At 60.3% G+C, this 26,160-nt stretch carries 20 protein-coding genes; 8 read left to right on the forward strand and 12 right to left on the reverse strand.

Translation table 11 applies throughout. The features are described from left to right. Positions 1-15: 15 nt before the first annotated feature. The 4 genes from frr to rpsB form a co-directional block, all read right to left on the reverse strand. A complete protein-coding gene (frr, locus tag BVU99_RS03745; protein WP_004931943.1) occupies positions 16-573 on the reverse strand; it encodes a ribosome recycling factor in 558 nt (185 codons plus the stop codon). A gap of 119 nt (positions 574-692) precedes the next feature. Then, positions 693-1,418 carry a UMP kinase gene (pyrH, locus tag BVU99_RS03750; protein ID WP_004931940.1) on the reverse strand — a complete coding sequence of 242 codons (726 nt, stop codon included), beginning with the start codon at positions 1,416-1,418 and terminating at the stop codon, positions 693-695. A gap of 148 nt (positions 1,419-1,566) precedes the next feature. Next, positions 1,567-2,418: a translation elongation factor Ts gene (tsf, locus tag BVU99_RS03755; RefSeq protein ID WP_025304037.1), complete on the reverse strand. Its 852-nt coding sequence runs from the start codon at positions 2,416-2,418 to the stop codon at positions 1,567-1,569. Positions 2,419-2,547: 129 nt separating this feature from the next. Next, positions 2,548-3,273 carry a 30S ribosomal protein S2 gene (rpsB, locus tag BVU99_RS03760; RefSeq protein ID WP_016929891.1) on the reverse strand — a complete coding sequence of 242 codons (726 nt, stop codon included), beginning with the start codon at positions 3,271-3,273 and terminating at the stop codon, positions 2,548-2,550. Positions 3,274-3,618: 345 nt separating this feature from the next. On the opposite strand from rpsB, the gene map reads away from it, so the two are divergent. From map to BVU99_RS03780, 4 genes are all read left to right on the forward strand, one after another. Then, on the forward strand, positions 3,619-4,413 hold the full coding sequence (gene map, locus BVU99_RS03765) for a type I methionyl aminopeptidase (RefSeq protein WP_004931936.1): 795 nt from the start codon (positions 3,619-3,621) through the stop codon (positions 4,411-4,413). A 73-nt stretch (positions 4,414-4,486) separates the two neighbouring features. After that, the gene (gene glnD / locus BVU99_RS03770) at positions 4,487-7,150 is read left to right on the forward strand and encodes a bifunctional uridylyltransferase/uridylyl-removing protein GlnD (protein WP_099817557.1); all 2,664 of its coding nucleotides are present in this window, start codon (positions 4,487-4,489) and stop codon (positions 7,148-7,150) included. A gap of 42 nt (positions 7,151-7,192) precedes the next feature. Further along, positions 7,193-8,017: a 2,3,4,5-tetrahydropyridine-2,6-dicarboxylate N-succinyltransferase gene (gene dapD / locus BVU99_RS03775; RefSeq protein ID WP_004931932.1), complete on the forward strand. Its 825-nt coding sequence runs from the start codon at positions 7,193-7,195 to the stop codon at positions 8,015-8,017. Between the two features lie 129 nt (positions 8,018-8,146). After that, positions 8,147-8,536, forward strand: a complete 390-nt coding sequence (locus BVU99_RS03780) for a DUF3461 family protein (RefSeq protein WP_004931929.1) — start codon at positions 8,147-8,149, stop codon at positions 8,534-8,536. A 57-nt stretch (positions 8,537-8,593) separates the two neighbouring features. Here BVU99_RS03780 and BVU99_RS03785 read toward each other — a convergent pair whose 3' ends face one another. The 5 genes from BVU99_RS03785 to BVU99_RS03805 form a co-directional block, all read right to left on the reverse strand. Then, the gene (locus BVU99_RS03785; protein ID WP_033644870.1) at positions 8,594-9,046 is read right to left on the reverse strand and encodes a flavodoxin; all 453 of its coding nucleotides are present in this window, start codon (positions 9,044-9,046) and stop codon (positions 8,594-8,596) included. A 33-nt stretch (positions 9,047-9,079) separates the two neighbouring features. Further along, a complete protein-coding gene (truC, locus tag BVU99_RS03790) occupies positions 9,080-9,850 on the reverse strand; it encodes a tRNA pseudouridine(65) synthase TruC (RefSeq protein ID WP_099817558.1) in 771 nt (256 codons plus the stop codon). 60 nt (positions 9,851-9,910) lie between these two features. Continuing rightward, entirely contained in the window at positions 9,911-12,259 is a 2,349-nt protein-coding gene (gene pbpC / locus BVU99_RS03795; protein WP_099817546.1) for a penicillin-binding protein 1C, read from the reverse strand. Between the two features lie 49 nt (positions 12,260-12,308). Further along, a complete protein-coding gene (locus tag BVU99_RS03800) occupies positions 12,309-18,284 on the reverse strand; it encodes an alpha-2-macroglobulin (protein ID WP_099817547.1) in 5,976 nt (1,991 codons plus the stop codon). A 146-nt stretch (positions 18,285-18,430) separates the two neighbouring features. After that, positions 18,431-18,757 (reverse strand): YqcC family protein, encoded by a 327-nt coding sequence (locus BVU99_RS03805; protein WP_025304043.1) that lies wholly within the window; start codon positions 18,755-18,757, stop codon positions 18,431-18,433. A 178-nt stretch (positions 18,758-18,935) separates the two neighbouring features. On the opposite strand from BVU99_RS03805, the gene BVU99_RS03810 reads away from it, so the two are divergent. Continuing rightward, the gene (locus BVU99_RS03810; RefSeq protein ID WP_049206166.1) at positions 18,936-20,174 is read left to right on the forward strand and encodes an MFS transporter; all 1,239 of its coding nucleotides are present in this window, start codon (positions 18,936-18,938) and stop codon (positions 20,172-20,174) included. Between the two features lie 608 nt (positions 20,175-20,782). On the opposite strand, the gene syd is transcribed toward BVU99_RS03810, so the two are convergent. Next, positions 20,783-21,331, reverse strand: coding sequence for a SecY-interacting protein (syd, locus tag BVU99_RS03815; RefSeq protein ID WP_025304045.1), 549 nt, complete (start codon positions 21,329-21,331; stop codon positions 20,783-20,785). Positions 21,332-21,394: 63 nt separating this feature from the next. Here syd and queF point away from each other — a divergent pair, with 63 nt between their 5' ends. From queF to xni, 3 genes are all read left to right on the forward strand, one after another. Then, positions 21,395-22,240, forward strand: coding sequence for an NADPH-dependent 7-cyano-7-deazaguanine reductase QueF (queF, locus tag BVU99_RS03820; RefSeq protein ID WP_049206165.1), 846 nt, complete (start codon positions 21,395-21,397; stop codon positions 22,238-22,240). Between the two features lie 192 nt (positions 22,241-22,432). Then, positions 22,433-23,797, forward strand: coding sequence for a nucleotide 5'-monophosphate nucleosidase PpnN (ppnN, locus tag BVU99_RS03825; RefSeq protein ID WP_019455737.1), 1,365 nt, complete (start codon positions 22,433-22,435; stop codon positions 23,795-23,797). 54 nt (positions 23,798-23,851) lie between these two features. Next, positions 23,852-24,610, forward strand: coding sequence for a flap endonuclease Xni (gene xni, locus BVU99_RS03830; protein ID WP_015378904.1), 759 nt, complete (start codon positions 23,852-23,854; stop codon positions 24,608-24,610). 39 nt (positions 24,611-24,649) lie between these two features. On the opposite strand, the gene rlmM is transcribed toward xni, so the two are convergent. Both rlmM and BVU99_RS03840 read right to left on the reverse strand, forming a co-directional pair. Continuing rightward, on the reverse strand, positions 24,650-25,753 hold the full coding sequence (gene rlmM / locus BVU99_RS03835; protein WP_049206163.1) for a 23S rRNA (cytidine(2498)-2'-O)-methyltransferase RlmM: 1,104 nt from the start codon (positions 25,751-25,753) through the stop codon (positions 24,650-24,652). Beyond that, a complete protein-coding gene (locus tag BVU99_RS03840) occupies positions 25,746-26,141 on the reverse strand; it encodes a DUF423 domain-containing protein (protein WP_004931896.1) in 396 nt (131 codons plus the stop codon). The genes rlmM and BVU99_RS03840 overlap by 8 nt, the downstream gene beginning before the upstream one ends. Positions 26,142-26,160: the final 19 nt, after the last annotated feature.

The raw sequence follows: 26,160 nt of genomic DNA on the forward strand, positions 1-26,160 counted from the left end.
TCTGCGCGATGCTGATTAGAAATCCATCAGCTCTTTTTCTTTCTCCGCCAGCGCGGCGTCGACCAGCTTGATGTAAGCGTCGGTCATTTTCTGAATCTCGTCTTGTGAGCGACGTTCTTCGTCTTCGCTGATCTCTTTGTCTTTCAGCAGCGCCTTGACCTTGTCGTTGGCGTCACGACGCACGTTACGCACCGCTACGCGACCCTGCTCGGCTTCGCCGCGCACGATCTTGATCAGATCCTTACGACGCTCTTCGGTCAGCGGAGGCAGCGGAACGCGAATGTCAGAACCGGCGGAAGACGGGTTGAGGCCCAGATCAGAGCTCATGATCGCTTTCTCAACGGCCTGGCTCAGGCTGCGGTCGAACACGTTGATTTTCAGCGTGCGGGAGTCTTCTACGGTTACGTTGGCCAGCTGACGCAGCGGCGTAGCGGCGCCGTAGTATTCCACCATGATGCCGTCCAGAATGCTTGGAGAAGCGCGGCCGGTGCGGATCTTGCTGATTTGGTTTTTGAATGCTTCTACGCTTTTTTCCATGCGTGAATCAGCATCTTTTCTGATTTCATTAGTCACGTTGCAAACCCTTGGAAGCTGGTTACTTGGCAGGCGATACTCAAGTATAGCCCGTAATCGTACTCGAAGAGCGCGCGGCGCCTGGCGTCACGCGCTCCGAAAAAGGGGGGCGAACAGCCTTATTTGCTGATCAGCGTACCTTCGTTCTCACCCATCACCACGCGGCGCAGTGCGCCAGGCTTGTTCATGTTGAACACGCGGATCGGCAGACCGTGATCGCGGGCCAGCGTAAACGCCGCCAGATCCATCACTTTCAGCTCGCGCTCCAGCACGTCCTGATAGGTTAATTGTTCATACAGCGTCGCATCCGGGTTTTTCACCGGATCGGCGGAGTATACGCCATCCACTTTGGTGGCTTTCAGCACCACGTCGGCTTCGATCTCGATACCGCGCAGGCAAGCGGCGGAATCGGTGGTGAAGAACGGGTTGCCGGTACCGGCGGAGAAGATCACCACGCGGTTGTTGCGCAGCAGGCTGATCGCCTCTGCCCAGCTGTAATTATCACACACGCCGTTCAGCGGGATCGCCGACATCAGGCGGGCGTTCACATAGGCACGGTGCAGTGCATCACGCATAGCCAGGCCGTTCATCACGGTAGCCAGCATTCCCATGTGGTCGCCCACTACGCGGTTCATGCCGGCTTGCGCCAGGCCCGCGCCGCGGAACAAGTTCCCGCCGCCAATAACTACACCGACCTGAATTCCCAGTTCGACCAGCTCTTTCACTTCCTGAGCCATGCGATCCAAAACGCTGGCGTCGATACCAAAACCTTCTGCACCTTGCAGGGCTTCGCCACTCAGTTTAAGCAGAATACGCTGATATACGGGTTTTGCATTGGTTGCCATGGTGTTCTGTCCTAAGAAGCAGTATTAGTATTGGGGATTTCAGCCGATGAAACGCGCCTGAGGTGAGTATCACGCTGCAGGGCCTGCCACCGGTGTAATTCTGGCTGGATAGTATGGAACCGCCAGACGGCGGTTCCATCGACAGTCATTAAGACTGTTTGCTCATCGCGGCAACTTCAGCAGCGAAGTCGGTTTCGACTTTCTCGATGCCTTCGCCCACTTCGAAGCGAATGAAGTTGGTCACGTCAGCGTTGTGCTCTTTCAGCACCTGAGCAACAGATTTGCTCGGATCCATAACGAAAGGCTGACCGGTCAGAGAAACTTCACCGGTGAATTTCTTCATGCGGCCTTCAACCATTTTCTCTGCGATTTCTTTCGGCTTGCCTGACTGCATGGCGATGTCCAGCTGAACCTGGTACTCTTTTTCTACCACTTCAGCAGACACGTCTTCTGGCTTCACGAACTCTGGCTTGCTCGCCGCAATGTGCATTGCGATTTGCTTGACCAGCTCGTCGTCAGCGCCTTTAGCCGCAACCAGAACGCCGATACGCGCGCCGTGCAGGTAGCTGCCCAGCACGTCGCCTTCCAGGGAAGCAACGCGGCGAATGTTGATGTTTTCACCGATTTTTGCCACCAGCGCTACGCGCTCTTCTTCGAACTGTGCTTTCAGCACGTCAACGTCAGTGATTTTGCCGGCCATAGCGGCATCCAGCACTTTGTCGGCGAACGCCTGGAAACCGGCGTCTTTCGCGACGAAGTCAGTCTGGCAGTTAACTTCCAGAATGATGCCGTAGTTGCCTTCGATCTTGGTTTTGATCACGCCGTCAGCAGCTACGTTGCCTGCTTTTTTAGCGGCTTTGATCGCACCGGACTTACGCATGTTTTCGATTGCCAGTTCGATGTCGCCGTTGGATTCAACCAGCGCCTTCTTGCAATCCATCATGCCAGCGCCGGTACGCTCGCGCAGTTCTTTTACCAGGGCAGCGGTAATATCAGCCATTTATTTTTCCTCGGTTATCTCGCGTGGAGACAGTTCTCATTCAGATAAGCAAAGGGGGCCTTTACAGGCCCCCCTAACCAACATATGTCAATACCTGGTTAATAAGGGCTCAGTGACGAGCTTGCCTTATTATTCAGCTTCTACGAAGCCTTCTTCCGCCTGAACGGCCAGATCTTGAGAACGACCTTCACGCACAGCGGCAGCAACAGCAGTCAGGTACAGGTTTACTGCACGGATTGCGTCGTCGTTACCAGGGATGATGAAGTCAACGCCGTCTGGGTTGGAGTTGGTATCAACGATAGAGAATACCGGGATACCCAGGTTGTTGGCTTCTTTGATCGCGATGTGCTCGTGATCGGCATCGATAACGAACAGTGCGTCTGGCAGACCGCCCATATCCTTGATACCGCCCAGGGAGTTTTCCAGCTTGGCCAGTTCACGAGTGCGCATCAGCGCTTCTTTCTTGGTCAGCTTGTCCAGGGTGCCGTCTTGAGACTGGATTTCCAGATCTTTCAAACGTTTGATGGACTGACGAACGGTTTTCCAGTTAGTCAGCATGCCACCCAACCAGCGGTGGTTCACGAAGAACTGGTCACAGCTGTTCGCAGCGTCTTTTACCGCTTCGCTTGCTGCGCGTTTGGTACCAACGAACAGGATCTTGCCTTTACGGGAAGAGATCTTGCTCAGTTCAGCCAGAGCGGCGTTGAACATTGGTACGGTCTGCTCCAGGTTGATGATGTGAACCTTGTTACGAGCGCCGAAGATGAAAGGCTTCATTTTCGGGTTCCAGTAACGAGTCTGGTGACCAAAGTGAACACCAGCCTTGAGCATGTCGCGCATGGAAACAGTTGCCATGATTAAACCTCTATAGATTAATTGGGGTTATGCCTCCACGTATCCCATAACGCCGACCCTGGCGGCGACAAGTCACCTCAGGGCACCCCGGCGGATGTGCCGATACGTGTGTGTTATTTACACAAAATGAGTGCAGTTAAAGTATTTTCGGCCAATTCCTGCCAGGTCACAAGAACCAAGTCGCGGATCGCCGGCGCGCTTTATACCATAAACCCGCTGCCGACACCAACTTTTGTTGCTTTTCGCCGGGCGTCGGGAAATGAAATTTGGCAGCCTCCGGCCGGGCTGATACCATAAGTCACTGCTTCTTATTGTCGACGATAACGACACCTGCGGACAAATTTCATGGCAATCTCAATTAAAACACCTGATGACATCCAAAAAATGCGCGTGGCCGGCCGCCTGGCCGCCGAAGTGCTGGAGATCATCGAGCCGCACGTCAAACCTGGCGTGACCACCGGCGAGCTGGACCGTATCTGTCACGAGTACATCACCAACGAGCAGCAGGCCATTTCCGCCTGCCTCGGCTATCACGGCTTCCCGAAATCCGTGTGTATATCGGTGAACGAAGTGGTGTGCCACGGCATCCCGAGCGACGACAAAACGCTAAAAGACGGCGACATCGTCAATATCGACGTGACCGTGATTAAAGACGGTTTCCATGGCGACACCTCTAAGATGTTCATCGTCGGCAAACCGACCATTCTGGGCGAGCGCCTGTGCCGCGTCACTCAGGAAAGCCTGTATCTGGCGCTGAAGATGGTCAAACCGGGCATCCGTCTGCGCACCCTGGGCAAGGCTATTCAGCAATTCGTCGAAGCCGAGAAGTTCTCCGTGGTGCGCGAGTACTGCGGCCACGGCATCGGCGAAGTGTTCCACGAAGAGCCGCAGGTGCTGCACTATGACGCGGACGACGGCGGCGTGGTGCTACAGGCAGGCATGGCTTTCACCATCGAACCGATGGTCAACGCCGGCGACTACCGCATCCGCACCATGAAAGACGGCTGGACGGTAAAAACCAAAGATCGCAGCTTGTCGGCGCAGTATGAGCATACTATTGTGGTCACTGATAACGGCTGCGAAATAATGACGTTGCGCAAGGATGACACCATCCCCAACATCATTACGCACGAGATGTAAGCACCGCGACGAACGCCGCGTGCAGAATATCACCAGGCCGGCTTATGCCGGCCTTTTTTATGGGCTGCGCACTATGTCTGACAATCTTCTTCAACAGGCGGCCCCGGCCGTGCCGATGCCACCCGTCTCTCCCAGCGCCTACGGCGACGACGACCTCACCTGCCTGGTGCTGAAACAGCGGCTGGAGCAGTTTCAGCTGTGGCTGGCGGCGGCGTTCGACGCCGGCTCCAGCGCCGAAAGCCTAGTGGCGGCGCGCAGCGACTTCATCGATCGCCTGCTGCGCCGGCTGTGGACCTTCTACGGCTTCGAAGATATCCCGGAAACCGCACTGGTGGCGGTCGGCGGCTACGGCCGCGGCGAGCTGCATCCGCTGTCGGACATCGACGTATTGGTGCTCAGCCAGCGCCGGCTGACGGAACAGCAGTCGCAGCGGGTCGGCGAATTCATCACCCTGCTGTGGGATCTCAAGCTGGAGGTGGGCCACAGCGTGCGCACCCTGGAAGAGTGTCTGCTGGAAGGGCTGGCGGATCTGACCGTGGCCACCAACCTGATCGAATCGCGCATGATCTGCGGCGACGTCGCGCTGTTCCTGCAAATGCAAAAACACATCTTCAGCGACGGCTTCTGGCCTTCGCCGCAGTTTTTCCACGCCAAGATCAACGAGCAGCAGGAACGCCACCAGCGCTACCATGGCACCAGCTATAACCTGGAACCGGATATCAAAAGCAGCCCCGGCGGCCTGCGCGATATCCACACGCTGCTGTGGGTGGCGCGCCGCCACTTCGGTGCCACCTCGCTGGACGAAATGGTCGGTTTCGGTTTCCTCACCCAGGCCGAGCGCAACGAACTGAACGAATGTCAGAGCTTCCTGTGGCGCATCCGCTTTGCGCTGCATCTGGTGCTGCCGCGTTACGACAACCGTCTGCTGTTCGATCGTCAGCTCAACGTGGCGCAGCTGCTGCGCTATGAAGGTGAAGGCAACGAGCCGGTCGAGCGCATGATGAAAGACTTCTACCGCATGACGCGGCGCGTCAGCGAGCTGAACCACATGCTGCTGCAGCTGTTCGACGAGGCCATCCTGGCGCTGGACGCCACCGAGAAACCGCGTCCGCTGAACGACGATTTCCAGCTGCGCGGCGATCTGATCGATCTGCGTGACGAAACGCTGTTCATCCGCGAGCCGCAAGCCATCATGCGCATGTTCTACCTGATGGTGCGCAACCGCGAGATCAAAGGCATTTACTCCACCACCGTGCGCCAGCTGCGCCACGCGCGCCGTCACCTGAAACAGCCGCTGTGCACCATCCCGGAAGCGCGCGATCTGTTTATGGCCATCCTGCGCCACCCCGGCGCGGTGTCGCGCGCGCTGGTGCCGATGCACCGTCACAGTGTGCTATGGGCTTATATGCCGCAGTGGGGCAAGATCGTCGGGCAGATGCAGTTCGATCTGTTCCACGCCTATACCGTCGACGAGCACACTATCCGGGTGCTGCAGAAGCTGGAGAGCTTCGCCGATGCGCAAACCCGGCCGCGCCATCCGCTGTGCGTGGAGCTGTATCCGCGCCTGCCGCACCCGGAACTGCTGATGCTGGCGGCCTTGTTCCACGATATCGCCAAAGGGCGCGGCGGCGATCACTCGATCCTCGGCGCGGAGGACGTGGCCGAGTTCGCCGAGCTGCACGGTCTCAACTCGCGAGAAACCCAACTGGTGGCCTGGCTGGTGCGCTGCCACCTGCTGATGTCGGTCACCGCGCAGCGCCGCGATATCCAGGATCCGACGGTGATCCAGCAGTTCAGCAGCGAAGTGCAGAGCGAAACTCGCCTGCGCTACCTGGTATGCCTGACGGTGGCGGATATCTGCGCCACCAACGAAACCCTGTGGAACAGCTGGAAGCAGAGCCTGTTGCGCGAGCTGTATTTCGCCACCGAGAAACAGCTGCGCCGCGGCATGCAAAACAGCCCGGATCTGCGCGAACGCGTGCGCCACCATCGGCTGCAGGCGCTGGCGCTGCTGCGCATGGACAACATCGACGAAGAGGCGCTGCACCGCATCTGGAGCCGCTGCCGCGCCGACTATTTCCTGCGCCACTCGCCGAATCAGCTGGCCTGGCACGCCCGCCATCTGCTTGCCCACGACTCCACCCAGCCGCTGGTGCTGGTCAGCCGCCAGGCGACGCGCGGCGGCACCGAGATCTTCATCTGGAGCCCGGATCGTCCTTATCTGTTCGCCGCCGTCGCCGGGGAGATGGATCGCCGCAACCTGAGCGTGCACGACGCACAGATCTTCACTAACCGCGACGGTATGGCGATGGACACCTTTATCGTGCTGGAACCGGACGGCAGCCCGCTGGCGCAGGATCGCCACGCGGCGATCCGTCAGGCGCTGCTACAGGCCATCACCCAACGAGAGTATCAGCCGCCGCGTGTGCGCCGCCCCTCTTCCAAGCTGCGCCACTTCAGCGTGCCGACCGAGGTCACCTTCCTGCCGACCCACACCGATCGCCGCAGCTACCTGGAGCTGACGGCGCTCGACCAACCCGGCCTGCTGGCGCGGGTGGGCGAAGTGTTCGCCGATCTGGGGCTGTCGCTGCACGGCGCGCGCATTTCCACCATCGGCGAGCGGGTCGAGGATTTGTTTATTCTGGCCGACGGCGAGCGGCGCGCGCTCGACCAAGAAACGCGCAGAAAGTTGGAGCAACGGTTGACAGAGGCCCTCACCCCGAACGATAAAATGTGATACAAGTAACTTTTTACCGACAACATCAGGAAAGAGAACAGCATGCAGCAATTACAGAACGTTATTGAAAGCGCCTTCGAACGCCGTGCGGACATTACCCCGGCGAACGTAGACACCGTAACGCGCGAAGCGGTAAACCAGGTGATCGGCCTGTTGGACAGCGGCGCCCTGCGCGTTGCCGAGAAGATCGACGGTCAATGGGTCACCCATCAGTGGCTGAAGAAAGCCGTGCTGCTCTCTTTCCGCATCAACGACAACAAGGTAATGGACGGCGCGGAAACCCGCTACTACGACAAGGTGCCGATGAAATTCGCCGACTACGACGAAGCGCGCTTCCAGAAGGAAGGTTTCCGCGTCGTGCCGCCGGCCACCGTGCGCCAGGGCGCGTTCATCGCTCGCAACACCGTGCTGATGCCGTCTTACGTTAACATCGGCGCCTACGTCGACGAAGGCACCATGGTCGACACCTGGGCCACCGTCGGTTCTTGCGCGCAGATCGGCAAGAACGTTCACCTGTCCGGCGGCGTCGGCATCGGCGGCGTGCTGGAGCCGCTGCAGGCCAACCCGACCATCATCGAAGACAACTGCTTCATCGGCGCACGCTCCGAAGTGGTGGAAGGCGTGATCGTGGAAGAAGGCTCGGTGATTTCGATGGGCGTCTACCTCGGCCAGAGCACCCGCATCTATGACCGCGAGACCGGCGAAATCCATTACGGCCGCGTGCCGGCGGGTTCGGTGGTGGTTTCCGGTAACCTGCCGTCGAAAGACGGTTCTTACAGCCTGTACTGCGCGGTGATCGTCAAGAAAGTCGACGCCAAAACGCGCGGTAAAGTCGGCATTAATGAGTTATTGCGTACTATCGACTAAATTGAAATAGCGGGTGATTCACCCGCTATTTTTTTGTCTGCGTTTCGCTGGCAGTCACAGTCGCAGATCTCGCTTTCCGCCATAATCGCAGTCGTGGAATATAACGATCACATCTAAAGAGGGCGCAGTATGTACGATAACTTGAAGAGTTTGGGCATCAATCAACCGGAAGACGTCGATCGCTATAGCCTGCGTCAAGAGGCCAACAACGACATCCTCAAGATCTATTTCCGCAAGGACAAGGGCGAGTTCTTCGCCAAGAGCGTGAAGTTCAAGTATCCGCGCCAGCGTAAAACCGTGGTGGCGGACAACGCCGGCCAGGGCTACAAGGAAATTCACGAGATCAACCCGAACCTGCGTTACGTGATCGACGAACTGGATCAGCTGTGCCAGCGCGATCAGGTGGAAGTGGATCTTAAGCGTAAAATCCTCGACGACCTGCGCCATCTCGAGGGCGTGGTGTCGCACAAGATTGCCGAGATCGAAGCCGATCTGGAAAAACTCACCCGCGGCAAGTAATGCGGATCGGTTGACCCGCATCATCGTTAAGGCGCCCTTTTACGGCGCCTTTTTACGTTATGACTGCAGCAGCGTGCCCCACTGCTCGACCCACGGGCAGGCGGCCACTTCCGGCTCCGGCTGTTCCATCGCATCGATTTCCAGCACTTCACCAACGCGGGTGGCGCCCTGCTCCTGCAGCAACGCATCAAACGTGCGCCCCGCGCCACAGAAGTGGTCATAGCTGCTGTCGCCGAGGGCAATCAGCCCGTAGCGCAGTTCCGGCTGATAGCCAACCTGATCGCGAATGGCGTGGAACAGCGGCGCGATGCTGTCCGGCAAATCGCCCTGCCCGGTAGTGGAGGTGATCACCAGCGCGTAATGCTGACGATAAAACTGCCAGGCCTCCAGCGTGCCCTCTTCGAACAGTTTGACCTCATGGCCCTGCTCGCTGAGGATGTTTTGCGCCTCTTCCGCCACCAACAGCGAATTGCCGTAGACCGTTCCCACGAAGATACCAACCTGAGCCATGGCTCCTACTCCCTTCATTACCTTTAAAAATTGTCAGCTATCCTGACCGTTAGCCGCGCTAAACTCAACCCCGGCAAGTTCAGGGAATACCCCCGCCCAGCCGAACTGCGCCATCACCCCTTGCCAGTCTTCGTCCCAGCGCGCCGTCACCTGCAGCGGCTCGCCGCTCACCGGGTGCGTCAGCTGCAGATGGCTGGCGTGCAGCATCAGGCGCGGGCAGCCGAAATGCTGCGCCATCCCACGGTTCTGCCGCAAATCGCCGTGCTTGCTGTCACCGATGATCGGATGGCGAAGATGCGCCATGTGGCGCCGCAATTGGTGTTTGCGGCCGGTTTCCGGCTGCAGTTCCACCAGACTGTAACGTGCGCTGTCGTAGCGGCCGACGGCCACCGGCATCTCTACCTGCACCAACGGCCGGTAGTGCGTAACGGCCGGCTGCGGCCCCTTGTCGGCATCGGCATGTTTATCGGCGATTTTGTCCAGCTCCGCCGTCAGCGGGTAGTCGAGGGTCGCCCCCTCCTGCACGTAACCGCGCACCACCGCATGGTAGGTTTTCTGCACCTGATGCTGCTCGAACTGCTGCGACAGCAGGCGCGCCACCTCGCTGGAAAGCGCCATCAGCAGCACGCCGGAGGTCGGGCGATCGAGACGGTGCACGGTAAAGACGTGCTGCCCGAGCTGATCGCGCACCGTTTGCATCATAAAACGTGTTTCATGACGATCCAGCCAACTGCGGTGTACCAACCAGCCCGACGGTTTGTTCACCGCCACCAGGTGTTCATCCTGATACAAAATCTCAATCACATCGCTTTCCCAGGTCAATAGCCGTTTCGGGCGCGAGTATAACAGGCGTGCGGCTCAGCGCTAGTTTACCCATTCGATGGTCACCAGGCGCGTATCGGCGCGGCCGCGATCGTCCACCGCCCGAATGCGATAACGCCCGTTGTTGATCGGCCGCCAGTCGATCGGCTTTTTGCTGGCGCTGCTACCGAGATAGATATCGTCGACAAACCAGTACACCGTCTTGCTGTCGGCATCCGTCACCGCATTGAAGGCGATTTTGTCCCGCCCCTGCTGCGACTGGCGCAGGGTATAGGTGGTATTTTTCAGCGGCGAAGTGATGCGCGGTGCGTTGCCGCCGACGGCGATGCCGTTATCCTTGCAGCGGTTAACCGGCGGCGTCCGTTTCGGCAGCCCGGCCTGGGCGAACACGTTGGCCAAATCGGAAGGCCAGAATTCAAAGATTTCGGTACGAGTCTGCGCCGCGTCATACGGCGGGCAAACGACCTCGCCGCTGTGAATATCCAGCACCACAGGCCGATAGACGCTGTCCACCTTGATCGGCGACTTGCCGGGAATGAACCAGGTCTTGCCCTTTTGCTGGCACCACGGCGTCGGCAGATCGCCGCTGGCGAGACAAATCTCCACCCGCCGCAGCCGTTGGGGGAACGGATGTTTCGGTTCCCGCAGGCCAGGGTAGCTGGCGTTGACGCTGTCGATGATATTGAAAAACAGCGGCGCGGCCGCCTCGGCGCCGACCAACGCATTGTTGCCGCGCCCGTCGAAGTTGCCTTCCCACACCACCAGCACGTAAGGGCCGAAGATTCCGACGCTCCAGGCGTCGCGAAAGCCCCATGAAGTCCCGGTCTTCCAATACGCCGGCAGCGAAGAAGAACGCTGTGCCAGCGTATCGCCCGGCCGCCGGTGCTGGCGCAGCATATCCAGCGTGATGAAACTGGCCTCCTCACTCAGCAGCCGCACCGGCGTCGATTCGGCCTCGTTCAATCGCATGCGAAGCGGCCGCAGCTCGCCGCGGTTCGCCAGCAGCGCATACAGCTTCGCCAATTCCTGCGCCGTCACCTCACCGCCGCCCAATACCAGCGACAGCCCGTAGTGGCTCTCATTGGCCATATTGGCGACGCCGGTCAGGCGTAAGAACTGATAAAAAGTCGGCTGGCGCAGCTGCGAGGCGACATATACCGCCGGGATGTTACGGCTGAAGTTCAGCGCGTCGGTGGCGGTCACCGGGCCGAGAAAGCGCCGGTCGAAGTTTTCCGGCGCATAGGCGCCGAACGACGAAGGCACGTCTTTCAGGATAGTCATCGGATGCAACACGCCTTGCTCCATGCCCAGCGCGTAGATGAACGGCTTCAGCGTCGAGCCCGGCGAACGTTTGGCGTTGGTGCCGTTCACCTGCCCCTGGATCGGCCGATTGTAATAGTCCGCCGATCCTACCAGCGCGCGCACCCCCATATCGCGGCTGTCCACCAGCAGCACCGCGGCGTTTTGAATGCCGCGGCTGCGGTTGCGGGCGATAAAGGCGTTAACCTGCCGCTCGACCAGCCGCTGCAACCCGGCGTCCAGCGTCGTGTCTACGCGGGTATCGCGCTGCACCAGTTGCTGCGTCTGCAGGCGTAGCTGTTCGATAAAGTGCGGCGCAATATAAGGCACTTGTTCAGGCTGCCGCAGCGCCAGCGGCAGGCGGAACAGCGTTTGCTGGCTGGCGTCGGTCGGGTAAACCTGCTGCCAGCGCTGGAACAGACGGTTGCGCGCCTGCGTCAATGCGGCACCGAGCACGCCGGTTTTTGGCTCCAGACGGTAGCTGGGCGACTGCGGCAGCACCGCCAGCGTCAGCGCCTCCGGCAGGGTCAACGCCTTCGGCGACTTGGCGAAGTAGATCAGGCTGGCGGCGCCGATGCTTTCAATGTTGCGACCGTAGGGCGCGTAATTCAAATAGGCTTCCAGGATATCGCGCTTGGAGTAGCTCAGTTCCAGCTGCACCGCGCGCAGCACCTGCAGCAGCTTGCCGCCCGACGTGCGGGTATTGAGATGCCAGCGCATCCGCGCCAGCTGCATGCTGATGGTCGATCCGCCCTGCATTTTGCCGCCGGCGACATAGCTGCGCCAGAAGCCGCGCATCAGGCTGACGGGGTTAAAGCCGGGGTTGTAGTAGAACCAGCGATCCTCGTGCAGCAGCAGCCCGCGCACCGCCAGCGGGGACACCTGCTCCAGCGGGGTCCATAGACGGTAGCGATCGTCGTTGGCCAGCGTGATGCGCAGCAGCGCGCCGTGCCTGTCATAATAAACGGAAGACTGCGGCAGCCCCTGCCACAGGGGCGGATGCGGCCACAGCCGAATCGCGGCCAACAGCAGCGCCAGTAAAAACACCGCCATCAAGCCGTTTTGCAGCACGCGCCCGGTCAGGATCTTCATACGTTCTCAGCATTCCGGCGCCAGACGCTGGCCTGGCGCCGGATATGGCCTAGTCGTTGCCCGCCGGCACCACCACCAGCTTACCGCCGCCGGCCGACATGGCCTGCACTTCACGGTCGTACATGGCTTCGCCGTAGGCCGGTGGAACAATAAAGCTGCCGGTATTGGTGGCCTTGATCTGATAGACGAACTCCTGCACCTCGGTGCCGGCGCTGCCGTAGATAATCACCCGATCCTCACGGATATCGCTGTAATCCGGCGCCCAGGTGGAGCCGGTGGCGGCCAGCGGCGACTGCCAGCCGCCGCGATCGTCGCTCTCCTCGCCGGTATCGGCCGGTTCCGGCGGCGTCTGCTGCACCACTTCGAACCCGCCCGGCAGCAGATCGACGATCGCCAGGTTGCTCTGCCCCTCTTTCGAGTTGGCGCGCACCTTCAGATGGACATTGATCTTCTGCCCCAGCGTCACCTGCGTCACCGCTTTGCCTTGCTCGTCGGTGTAATCGCGGACAATCTCAATGCCGCGCGACAGCGCTTTTTGCGGCGCATTCAGATCGTAACCGGCCTGCGTCACCACATACCAGGCCGGCGCATTGCCGCCGTTGGTGAAGCGCACGGCGGTGGCATCGGCGTTGAACTGCCCCTGAACGAACAGCCCCTGCAGCTCACTGATGCGCTGCGGCTCGCCGCCGCTTTTGCCCACCTGCACGATGCCTAACGCGTCCGCATTGGCGGATTGCGCCGCCACCTCAGTCGAATAGCTTTCCAGCGCCAGGATGCTCATTGCAGAGGAGTACGTGGTGTAACGCTCTTCTTTCAGTGCCTTGACCATATTCTCCAGCACCTGCGGCGGAATCGACGCCACCTTCTCAGGGAAGTGACGGGTAATCAAATACAGCCGCGTCGCATCCAGCACCAGCGGATCGAAATAGTTCTGCGTCCACCAGGCGCTGTCATAGGCTTTGCTCAGTTGCTGCCAGCTCGGTTGCAACAGCGCGGCGGCTTCGTCGTCCATCTTCAACAGGCGATAGGAAGAGGCCAGATACAGCGCGCTCAGGTCGGTTTTCCACTCCTCGCCATAGCGTTTTTGCAGCGTATCCTGCACCGCCGCCAGCGAGTTGGTGGTCACTTCGCCCTGCAGCGTCAGCAGGTAAACCGCCCAGCTGCGCAGGCGCAGCAGATACAGATCGTCGAACCCGCTGGCCGCCAGCTCGCGCAACGCGCCGTTGGCTTCATCCAGCATGCCTTCCGGCAGGGCGTAGCCCGCCGCTTTGGCTTCGAGCAGATATTGCACCACATAAGGCGTGACGAAAGGATCGGCATCCGGCGATGAACGCCAGGCGCCGATCGCCCCGCTGTCGTTCTGGCGGGCGCGCAGCACGCCAAGCAGATTGCGCAGCTGCTTGCTGACTTCCGCCTGGCTCAGGCTGCTTTTCATCTCTGGGTGACGGCTCTGCAGCATCAGCGGAATGGAACGGCTGACGATCTGCTCGGAACAGTAATATGGGTAATCCGCCAGGTATTGCGCCAGCCCATTGGTCAGCACCAGCGGTGAATTCGACACCGCAGCCCGGCGCTGCGCGAAAGCATCGAACATCTGGCGCAGGCCATCGACGTTCTGGCTGCTGCCACTCATGCGCCCCATCACCGACTGGGTGCGGTACGGCGCCGCCGGCCGCACCGAGGTGCTGACGGTGCGGCGGCTGGCCTGGTCGCCGTAACGGGCGTCGAACACCAGCGGCGCATCGCCCAAAACGGCTTTGGCGCGCAGGCGGAAAGCGATCACGCCCTCGCGTTTTTCCGCCAGCGTCAGGCTTTGCGTCGCGTTGCCCACCACCTCCAATTGCGGCGGCGGCGTCAGCAGGACGTTGATGGCTGCCGACTGGCCGTTCAGCCCTTCGAGGTTGTTGCTGATGCCCACGCTGACGTCGAACTCATCGCCCGGCGCCACCATCGCCGGCACGTTCGGCGTCATGATGAAGCTGTCACGCACCGTGGCGGCGGTTTGCGCCTTGCCGATTTTCTCCGGCGTCACCGAAATCGCCATGACGCGGATCTTGCCGTTGAAGTAGTCCGGCACCGGGTAGACGAACTGCTTCTCGCCGCTGACTTCGGTAATGCCGGACCAGTAGGCCACCGGCTTGTCACGCTTGCGTTTGAACGGGTTGAGGTTGAGATCCAACCCTTCGCCCGCATCGCCGCCCGGCGCCGCGGTCAGCGCCATCAGCTTGCTGAACTCCGGCAGGATCAGATCCAGGATCTGCGAGCTGCTCACGTTCAGTTCGCGCTTGCTGAAGAAGAACTCCAGCGGATCCTTCAGGCGGTAACGCGCCACCTGCAGAATGCCCTCATCGACGGCGAACAGCGCCACCTGCTGCGGCGCATCGGTCTTGACCGTCATCGTCAGGTTTTCACCCGGCTTGATGACCGCCGGCGCCGTCACCTCGAGGCTGTTTTGGCGCGCCTTGGTGCTGATCTTGAACGGCATCACGCCGTAGCTCAGCGGGCTCATGAAGATCTCGCTGGAGTTGATGTCGCGCACGAACTGCACGTTGATGTAGCCGTTGCCCTCCATGCCGGCCGGCACGCGGATCGTCTGCACCGAGCTGGTGGTATCGCTGTGGAACCACTGCCAGGCGTAAACTTTGTCCTTCTCGATGGTGATCAAACCGCTGCCGGTATAAGGCGCGTTAATCGCCACCTCGATCTCCTCGCCCGGCTGGTATTCCGCCTGGTTCAGTTTCAGCTTCAGTTCGGCGTTGCGATCCAGCGAACGGCTCAGGTTGGCGTTGCCGGCCACGCTGTAGGCGACGCGGTTGAGCGTCTTGCCCTGCGCATCTTCAATCACCAGCACGAAGTCGCCCGGCTTATCAGTCGTCAGCCGCAGATCCGCGCCCTGCTCACTCAGCGCCAGCGGCTGTTCCGACAGCTGCACTTCCTTCATCTTCGACTGGTATTTGTAAACGCCCGAATCCTGTTTGGTCAGCACCGAAATGTATTTCTGTTCGATCAGCACCTGCTTCAGATTCGGCATGGCGATCTGTTTCAGGGCCGGATCGATGGCGATCACATTCAGATGCCGCTCCGCGTCGCGATTGATGTAGCCCAGATCGCCGTCGGCCTTCACCCCAATCAGATAATCGTAAGGCGAAACCAGCGTACGGGCGGTAGCCGCCACCGAACGCCCGCCGCCGGCGACGAACGCCTCCGACAACAGCTGCAGCTGATAGGTCGCGTCGGCGTAGGATTTCAGATCGAGCGGAATATCGGCCGCGCCATGCTCATCGGTGGTGCGATCTTCCAGCTCGGTTTCGAACCCGTCGCTGTTTTGCCGGTTTTCGTAGAACGCATAATCCGGGAAGCGATCGAAGCTCGGATACATCGGCCGCAGCGTCAGCCTGGTGGTCACGCGGCGATCTTGCGCCGGGGTGCCGAACAGGTTCTGCACGTCGATGCTGGCCTTCAGCTCAGACGGTTTTACCCAGCCTTGCTGGCGGTCCGGCGTCAACGCCAGCTTCACTTTCAGCTGATCCGGTTCGAACTCCTTCACATTGACCGCGGTATGGCCGAGCAGCGTGGAGGTATCGTTGTTTTTGCCGATCAGATACAGATAGACGTTCCACTCGCCGGTCGGTGAGTTTTCATCGGTGGTATAGCTCAGCTCGTTGAAACCGCTGGCGCCCAGCGTCAGCGGTACGGTGGACATCAGCTTGTCGCGCGGATCGCGAATTTCGGCACGCACCGGCACGCCGGCCAGGCCAACGCCCCAGTCGGCGGCGCGGGTGATCAGGCCAATATTGAAAGTATCCCCCGGCCGATAAACGCCGCGATCGGAGAATAGATAACTGCTGAGGGTGCGCGGATCGGTCGGCGTTTGTTCACCGGCGACGTCGAAGCGCGAGAAGTCCAGCCCGCGATCGTTATAGCTACCGGTCGGCAGGAAGGAGACATCCCCTTCCTTTTCCACCAGGAACATCACCGGCTGGCGCTCGTTGGTGTATACATCGAGCGCCGGGAAACGCACGTGGCCGTCGGCACCGGTGGTTTGGCTGAGCAGCGTCACGCCGTTTTTGGCCACTACCGACACGGTGGCGCCGCTGACCGGTGCGCCGCTTTGGATCGACTGCACAAAGACATCGCGCGTCTTATCCTGCGAGCTCTTGGCGACGATGCCCAGATCGGTCACCACCACAAAGCGCGAATCGCCGACGTCGGGCTGCTCTTCCCCTTCGCTTTCATCTTGTTCCTGATCCTGCTCGGTGCCCGCCTCTTCCGCCGCCGGTTTTCGGTTCGGCTGCCATTCGGACAGCGTCAGCAGGAATACCCCGCGATGGGAGCTGGCGTTGGTGGAGAGATAACGGGAGAGATCGATGCCCTGATAGTTCACTTCCCCCGGCCGCTCGTTGTTGAGCGCCGTTTGGTATTTGAAATGCTCGGTGAAATATTCGTCGTTGAGACGGTTGAATTCCGTGGACGAGTAGTCCCGACTTTTGAAGGAGACAATGTGCTGCAGCTGGCTCGGGATCACCCGTTTGATGTCCAGCCGCAGGCCCGCCACGTTACGCGCCGCCACGCTGATCTGCTTGTCGCCGTTAACCGACAGCAGCGAGCCCTGCGACATGAACTGCAGCGATTTCGGGAACTCCGGCACTTCGACCACCCGATAAACCTTCTTCGGCATCTTGTAACCGCCGACAGAGACCAGCTGGTTGTCTATCTCGAGCAACACAAAGCGGTGCGCCGGAGCGTCGAAACGGAAGCTGAACTGCGGTTGATAGGCCTCTTCCGCCTCGTTAAGCGTCAACGGCAGTGGCGTCGCCTGCGCCAGCACGTTTTTGCCGACGCTGTCGACCGTCCATTGATAGAAGTCTTCGGCATCGTTGGCGGCCTCGGCATCGCTCGGATCGTGCTGCGGCAGCAGCCAGGCTTTGGTGGCCCGCACCAACTCTTTATCCTTCACCGCATCGCTGAAACCGACCACCAGCGCACGCTGCCCTTGGCCGCCGTCGGTGTCCACGACCTGAGCGCTGGCGTCACTCAGCGCCAGGCTGTAGAGGGTGGGTACCTTGACCCAGTTGCTTTTCGCCTCTTCGACCGCGTTGCCGGCCGCCGTCGATTTAACGCCCTTACCGACGGTCAGATGCACCGCGCCGCCCTGATCCAGCGCCTGAAGCGGCTCGGAATGCACCCAGGCGTTCAGTTTTTTCTCGTCATAGACCAGAGAGAAGTTCAGCTTTTTCTCGGAGGACGTGCTGCCTTCCTTCAATACCAGCGAAATCTGTTTTTCAAAGCTGGCGACGTCGACCGGCGCGTTGAACTGCAGATTGAAAATCGCGCTGCGTTTCTGCGCATTCTGTGGATCGCGGTAATACTCGGCCTGCCCCAGACGGTAATCGAACGCGGGCACGGTGAAGGCATAGCGGGTTTTGGCGAGCTTGACCTGCGGCGCCAGCAAGGTGGCGGGCTCCAGGGCCACCTCATATTTCGCTCCCATCGGCAGCGGTTTTTTCGGCGAGAACACCAGCGTTGATTCATTGCTCCACGCCCACTGCCCTTCCGCCGTCGGTTTGAGGGTGATACCGGCGCTCACGGTTTTACCCACCACGGCGATCGGCGCGACCGAGCCGCTGAAGGTCAGGCTCACCGTTTGCGGCGCCTGCCGGGCGGCGGCGTAATCTATCGGCTCGGGGTTGGCCACCTCGGCGCTGATCTCCTGAACCACCAACGGCGCCGGCTCGATGGGCTGGGGCCGATTTTGCCACCAGTGCCAACCGTAAAACGCGCCGCCCGCGGCCCCCGCCAGCAGCAGCAGGCCCAGACCGATCGCTTTCGGGTGTTTATCCACGCCGCTTTCGAGCCGCAAAAAACCGCGCGGCAGCGCAGCCCACCAGGCCGGCGCGCGCCAGCTGAGGTTGCCGACCAGCGGTCTCAGCAACCGTCCCAACAGCGACAACGCCCCACCCAGCAGGCGACAAACGCCCTTAACCAGGGTAAAAGGCAAACGCAGGATAAACCTTAATAAATCCATTATTGCAGCACCTCATCATCCTAATGCAGCCCCCGGTCAACCGTCGCGGTTCAACCGAGCCGAAAGACACCGTCGGCTCTCCTGCCCGGCATCCGCGCGAGTACTCTACACTGCCGGACGGCAAAAATCTGCGCGCCGCCGGTGAATTACGGCTCTTTGTTTAACATCAAATCCAGCTGTTGCAGCAGCACCAGCAGCGGCAGGCTGCTCGGCTCACGATCTTTCAGCGCCTCTTCGAAATAAGGCGTGATGGCGAAGCGCGTCGGCAGCGGCGCTTGGGCATCCAGCAGCGCATACATGCGCGGCAGAAACACCCACTGCAGCCAGGCTTCGGCCGACATGCTGTCGATACAGAACGGCTCGGTGCTGGAAAAAGCCTCATGCTCAGGCGGCGCGGCCTGCCACAGCGCCAGATCGCGCATGGATTGTTCAATCGCCTGCAAACTGCGGCGCACCTGGTTATGTATACTCATCTGCATTCCCGATCTCTTTTCATTATGGTATTCAGCTCGCTGGCTGAAAGGCGGCAAAGCATAGCATTTTTATAGCCCAAATTTGGCGCGCCCGAGACCGGCTGCCGTTTTTATCTGGTGGCGATCGCCGCCACGCGGCACAATAGGCCCATCGAATACACCACACAGATAAAGATTCATGTCCGTAATAACAGAGAAAAAAAACCACGCGACGCCCGGTAAAGCCATGCTGGCCTCGGTCACCGGTTATGCCATGGACGGGTTTGACCTGCTGATCCTCGGCTTTATGCTGCCGGCCATCAGCATCGAATTAGGATTAACCTCATCGGCCGCCGGTTCGCTGGTCACCTGGACGCTGATCGGCGCGGTGCTGGGCGGCGTGATCTTCGGCCACCTTAGCGATCGTTTCGGCCGAATCCGGGTGCTGACCATCACCATTCTGATGTTTTCCCTGTTCACCGGCCTGTGCGCCGTGGCGCAAGGGTATTGGGATCTGCTGGCCTATCGCACCCTGGCAGGCATCGGGCTGGGCGGCGAATTCGGCATCGGCATGGCGCTGATCGCCGAAGCCTGGCCGGCGGAGAAACGCAACCGCGCTTCGGCTTACGTCGGCATGGGCTGGCAATTGGGCGTGCTGGCAGCCGCCTTCCTGACGCCGCTGCTGCTGGAACACATCGGCTGGCGCGGTATGTTCCTGGTCGGTCTGCTGCCGGCGCTGGCGTCATTCCTGATCCGCCGCACGCTGGGCGAGCCGGAGGCGTTCGTGCGGCAGAAAGACGCCGGGCAGCCGCTCTCCTTCCTGCAGCGTTTGCGCCTGCTGTTTAAGGATCGCGCTACCAGCAAGGCCAGCATCGGCATCTTCATTCTCTGTTCGGTGCAGAACTTCGGTTACTACGGGCTGATGATCTGGATGCCGACTTACCTGGCGAAAAACTTCGGCTTCTCACTCACCAAGTCCGGCCTGTGGACGGCGGTGACGGTGGTCGGCATGACGTTCGGTATCTGGCTGTTTGGCATGCTGGCCGATCGCTTCGCCCGCTGGAAGATTTTCGTGTTGTATCAGGTAGGCGCGGTAGTGATGGTGATCGGCTACGCCCAGTTGAGCGATCCGATGCTGATGCTGTTCGCCGGCGCCGTGATGGGCATGTTCGTCAACGGCATGATCGGCGGCTACGGCGCATTGATTTCCGATACCTACCCGGTACAGGCGCGCGCCACCGCGCAAAACATCCTGTTCAATCTGGGGCGCGGCGTCGGCGGCCTGGGGCCATTGGTGATCGGTGCGCTGGTGACGCAGGTGTCGTTTACCGCCGCCATCAGCCTGCTGGCGGCGATTTACCTGCTGGATATCTACGCCACGCTGTTCCTGCTGCCGAAAAAACAGGGCGCAGGCGATACGCTGGGCGCGATTGGTTAACGCTGGCGATGGATTAAGCAGAGGAGCACGCACGGCGGGAGAGAACAAAAAGTTGGGGGCACTGCGTTAACAGTGCCCCCGGTTCGTTTTATAGCTATCCCGCTACACAGTGTGCTCCCTGCTCAATCCTTGAAAACTTTTCCTGCGGCCATCCTGACCAAGTGATCCTTGCATCATCCTGCAGCATCGTCCTGACGCGGTTCCTCAGCCTTCCTGACCCGCCGACAGTCCTGTGTCGGCTCTCAATCTCCGTCCTGGAGGTGTCCCTGGTTTCTATCCTGAAACATCCTGGGCATCTCCTGACGCCATCCTTCGCTCTGCCTGAGCGCATCCCTTTCTTCTTCCTGAAGCTGCATCATCCTGATGCTTTCCTGCTCCGCCGGTTCCGTTCCGGTAACGATAAGATCGCTTAAATTCCCCGGAATCACAAGGGTTTGGGAGGTGTCTCACACTAAATTAAGACTAAGAGTTATCCTAAAGAAATTCTAACCAATTGATCTGGATAACAATAATCTCATAGCCTGGAAAAAGGTGGGAAAAATTAAGAGCGATATCTCACAGCCCGTGTGAGAGATCTCTCACACGGGCGACGGCGAATCCGTCGCGATTCAGTCCAACACCGGGCGCAGCGCATCGAGGAAATTCCCGAGCGTCGCCGCCAACAAGGTGCGCTTATCGCTGCCGAACTGCTCCAGTACCACGTTGCCGCTGACGTTGCACAGCGACACCATCGTCATCTCGGATTCGGTGGTCGCCAGGAAGAGGGTCGGCGACAATTTGAGGCGCTTTTGCGTCACTAAATGGCCGATGAGGTTTTCCTGCAGGCGGATAAAATCCTCTTCGCTCCAGACCTGCAGCAGGCTCAGGCGATGCTCGCCGAACTGCGCGCTCATGTCGCCGGCGTATTGCTGCGTGTAGAAGCGATGCGCATCCGGCTGCAAACGCAGCTCCAGCGCGGTCTCTACCTTTTCCAGCGTCGCCGCCGGTTCGAAAGGCTGCGGCAACCACAGCACGTCGTCCTCGCGATTCTCCACGATGCAGGGCGACGGCACGCCGTACAGCGCCTCGCTGGCCGGCGCGTGGCCGCGCTCTTGCTGCCACAACTCGACATAGCGTTGAGTGAATTCACGCAGAGCGTGCGATACATCATGGTCCATATTCTTTCTCGCATACGTTAAACTGACGGCCATTGTACCTATCTCTGACCGAGGTGACAGCAGATGTCCTCATATCAAGACCACCAGGCCCTGTCAGGGCTGACGCTGGGCAAACCCACCGCCTACCGCGATCGCTACGACGCCACGCTGCTGCAGGCGGTGCCGCGCAGCATGAACCGCGAGCCGCTGGGGTTGTATCCCGACAACCTGCCCTTCCACGGCGCGGACATCTGGACGCTGTACGAACTCTCCTGGCTGAACGCCAACGGGCTGCCGCAGGTGGCGGTCGGCGAGATCAGCCTCAACGCCGACAGCCTGAACCTGATCGAATCGAAAAGCTTCAAGCTGTATCTCAACAGCTTCAACCAAACGCCGTTCGCCGATGGGGAAACGGTGCGCAGCACCCTGCAACGCGATCTGTCCGCCTGCGCCCAGGGCGAAGTCAGCGTCACCCTGTTCAGCGTCGAGCAGTTGGAAGGCTTGCCGATCGCCCGTCTGGCCGGCGACTGCATCGACCAGCAGGATATCCGCATCGACAATTATGAGTTCAACGCCGACTACCTGTTAAACGCCGCCGGTGAAGAGGTAGTGGAAGAGCAATTGGTCAGCCACCTGCTGAAGTCCAACTGCCTGATCACCCATCAACCGGACTGGGGCTCGGTGCAGATAAGCTATCGCGGCGCCAAGATCGATCGCGAAGCGCTCCTGCGCTACCTGGTCTCCTTCCGCCACCACAACGAATTCCACGAACAGTGCGTCGAGCGCATCTTCAATGATTTGATGCGCTACTGCCGGCCGCAGAGCCTGACGGTTTACGCTCGCTACACCCGTCGCGGCGGGCTGGACATCAACCCGTGGCGCAGCAACGTCGCGTTCACTCCCGAGCACGGCCGCCTGGCGCGCCAATAAGTGCGAAACATTGCTCAACAACTGAGCTAACGAGCGGTTTGTGTTGGTAAAAGCGCAGGGACGGCGGTAAGGTTAAAACGAGGCTGCAGCCGGGCAGAACGCCCGTTGCACCGCAGCACGCCAACCATAACGAGATGCTGTTTTGCTGCGTATGGATTACTACCGCCCCGCACCGGGTGCAAAGGAGTTACCTTGATTACACACATCAGCCCGCTTGGCTCTATGGATTTATTGTCGCAGCTGGAAGTAGACATGCTGAAACGCACTGCCAGCAGCGACCTGTACCGCCTGTTCCGCAACTGTTCGCTGGCCGTGTTGAACTCCGGCAGCCAAACCGACAACAGCAAACAGCTGCTGTCGCGCTATGAAACCTTCGATATCAACGTGCTGCGCCGCGAGCGTGGCGTGAAACTGGAGCTGGTCAACCCGCCGGAAGAGGCGTTCGTCGACGGCCGCATCATCCGTTCATTGCAGGCCAACCTGTTCGCCGTGTTGCGCGACATCCTGTTCGTGCACGGCCAAATCGCCAGCGCCGGCCGTTTCCAGCATCTGAACCTGGAAAACTCGGCCCACATCACCAACCTGGTGTTCTCGATCCTGCGCAATGCACGCACGCTGCATCTGGATGAAGATCCCAACATGGTGGTGTGCTGGGGCGGCCACTCGATCAACGAGAACGAATACCTGTACGCGCGCAAGGTCGGCAGCCAACTGGGCCTGCGCGAGCTGAACATCTGCACCGGCTGCGGGCCGGGCGCCATGGAAGCGCCGATGAAAGGCGCGGCGGTCGGTCACGCGCAGCAGCGTTACCGCAACAGCCGCTTCATCGGCATGACCGAACCGTCGATCATCGCCGCCGAGCCGCCTAACCCGCTGGTGAACGAGCTGGTGATCATGCCGGACATCGAAAAACGCCTGGAAGCCTTCGTGCGCATCGCGCACGGCATCATCATCTTCCCTGGCGGCGTCGGCACCGCCGAAGAGCTGCTGTACCTGCTGGGTATCCTGATGAACCCGGAGAACAGCGAGCAGGTGCTGCCGCTGATCCTGACCGGGCCAAAAGAGAGCGCCGATTACTTCCGCGTGCTGGACGAGTTCATCATGAACACGCTGGGCGACGCCGCGCGCCGTCACTACACCATCATCATCGACGATCCGGCGGAAGTGGCACGGCAGATGAAAAAAGCCATGCCGCTGGTGAAGGAAAACCGCCGCAACACCGGCGACGCCTACAGCTTCAACTGGTCGATCCGCATCGCACCGGATCTGCAGCTGCCGTTCGAGCCGACCCACGAGAACATGGCGAACCTCAATCTGTATCCGAACCAGCCGCCGGAGCAATTGGCCGCCGCGCTGCGCCGCGCCTTCTCCGGCATCGTGGCCGGTAACGTGAAGGAAAACGGCATCCACGCCATTGAACAGTTCGGCCCGTACAAGCTGCACGGCGAACCGCAGATGATGAAGCAGATGGACAGCCTGCTGCAGGGCTTTGTCGCCCAGCACCGCATGAAGCTGCCGGGCAGCGCCTATGTGCCCTGCTACGAAATCGTCGCCTGATCCTCAATCCTGGGCGGCGTAACGGCCGCCCTGTTTTTTCTGACCTTGCCGCCCATGATGATACACCTACTGATTGTCGACGCCCTGAACCTCATCCGCCGCATTCACGCCGTACAGGGCTCTCCTTGCGTCAACGCCTGCCGCCACGCGCTGCAGCAGCTTCTCCAGCACAGCCGCCCGACCCACGCGGTAGCGGTATTCGACGAGGACGATCGCAGCGATAGCTGGCGTCACCAAATTCTGCCGGACTACAAGGCCGGGCGTTCGCCGATGCCGGAAAACCTGCAGCAGGAGATGCCGCAGTTGCGTGAGGCCTTCGCCGAACTGGGCGTCGCCAGCTGGCATTCACCCGGCAACGAGGCAGACGATCTGGCGGCCACGCTGGCGGCGAAGGTCGCCGGCGGCGGCCACCAGGTGACCATCGTCTCCACCGACAAAGGCTATTGCCAGCTGCTGGCGCCGAACGTACAGATCCGCGATTACTTCCAGAAACGCTGGTTGGATATGCCTTTCGTGCAGCAGGAATTCGGCGTGCAGCCGCAGCAACTGCCGGACTACTGGGGGTTAGCGGGGATCGGCAGCAGCAAGATCCCCGGCGTGGCCGGCATCGGGCCGAAAACCGCCGTGCTGCTGTTGCAGCAGTCGGGCAGTCTGGACGGGATCTATCAGCACCTGGAGCAGGTGCCGGAGAAATGGCGCGGCAAGCTGGAGCAGCACCGCGAGCTGGCCTACGTCAGCAAACAAGTCGCCACGCTGCGCACCGATCTGTCGCTGGACGGCAACCTGCAGCAGCTGCGACTGCCGATACAATAAGGGCGCTGCAAGCAGCGCCCTTCATCAGGTTTAACGCGATTAATCGCGCTCGTCGCGGCGACCCGGCACCGCCGACCACATGCGGCGCACGTGTACGGTGATCTCTTCGCGGTCGTGATACAGCTGTTTGGCGTGCACTTCGACGCTGATGCCGGCAGCGCCCAGCGCTTCGCGGATGCTCATCAGGTTTTGCGACACTTCCTCATAGCGCTTTTTCATCGGCAGCTTGAGGTTAAAGATCGCTTCGCGGCACCAACCTTTCACCAGCCACTGAATCATCAGGCTGGTCACTTTCGCCGGTTTCTCCACCATGTCGCACACCAGCCAGTAGATTTTGCTGCTGTTCGGCTCGAACTTGAAGCCGTCGGCGCGGTGGTGCGTCACCTGGCCGGTTTCCATCAGGCTCGGCGCCATCGGGCCGTTATCCACCGAATGCACCATCATGCTGCGTTTCACCAGCTGATAGGTCCAGCCGCCCGGGCAGGCGCCCAGATCGACCGCGTGCATGCCGCTGGCCAGGCGTTCGTCCCACTCGTCGACGGGGATGAACACGTGGAACGCTTCTTCCAGCTTCAGCGTCGAACGGCTCGGCGCATCGGCTGGGAAGCGCAGACGCGGAATGCCCATGTAGAACGGCGAGTTGTTGTTGCTGTAGGAGTAACCGACGTAGCAGCAGCCCGGCGCGATGAAGAACACGTGCACCACCGGGCGAGTCGGGTTCTCGCGCGCCATCAGCACCTTCTGCTCGCGCATCGCGGCGCGCAGCGGCACCGTCAATTTGCGGCAGAATTTCATCAGCTCTTTGCTTTCGTTGGTGTCCGGCACTTCCACCCGCAGCTCGCCGCCGCGGTCAACCACGCCGATCAGCATGCCAACGATCGGCGATACCCGATCTTCCGGTGGCAGATCGCGCAGCAGCTCACCTACCACGATCATCTGGCGGGCGAAAATCAGTTCGCGGAACGGAATCTCCCGCGCCAGGCGATCGGCATCGTCCGGCTGATAGCATTCGAACAGCACGTAACCGCTGTGCTCTTTTACTCGTGCAAAGCCGTAAATCTCCAGCTGGGCGGCTTTGTCGGTGATCTCTGCCGCACACTCTTTTTCAAAGCCTGGGCGGCAGTACAACGCAATCTTATTCATGGCGCTCGGCCTTTTTCCTCAGACGCAAAGCGCCAATCAACATCAATATCCAGCCGATCAGGAAGCACACGCCGCCAACCGGCGTGATATATACCCAGACCTTCAGGTGCGACAGCGCCAGGCAATAGAGGCTGCCGCTGAACAACACGGTGCCGAACGCCAACAGCGCTCCGCTCCAGTAAAACCACAGGCTCACGCGGCGCTGCATCGCGACCGCCAGCGCCAGGATGGCCAGGGTGTGGAACCCCTGATACTCCAGCCCGGTACGGATCCAGGCCATTTCATTGGCGCCGAGCGTACCGCTTAACACATGCGCGCCGAATGCGCCCAACGCGACAAACACAAAGCCGCTGATAGCGGCGAAAACCAGCATGGAACGGCTGCTCATCGTGATCTATCCCATTAAA

Origin of the sequence: Serratia sp. OLAL2, from assembly GCF_002752475.1 — a bacterium.
Lineage (GTDB): Bacteria > Pseudomonadota > Gammaproteobacteria > Enterobacterales > Enterobacteriaceae > Serratia > Serratia bockelmannii.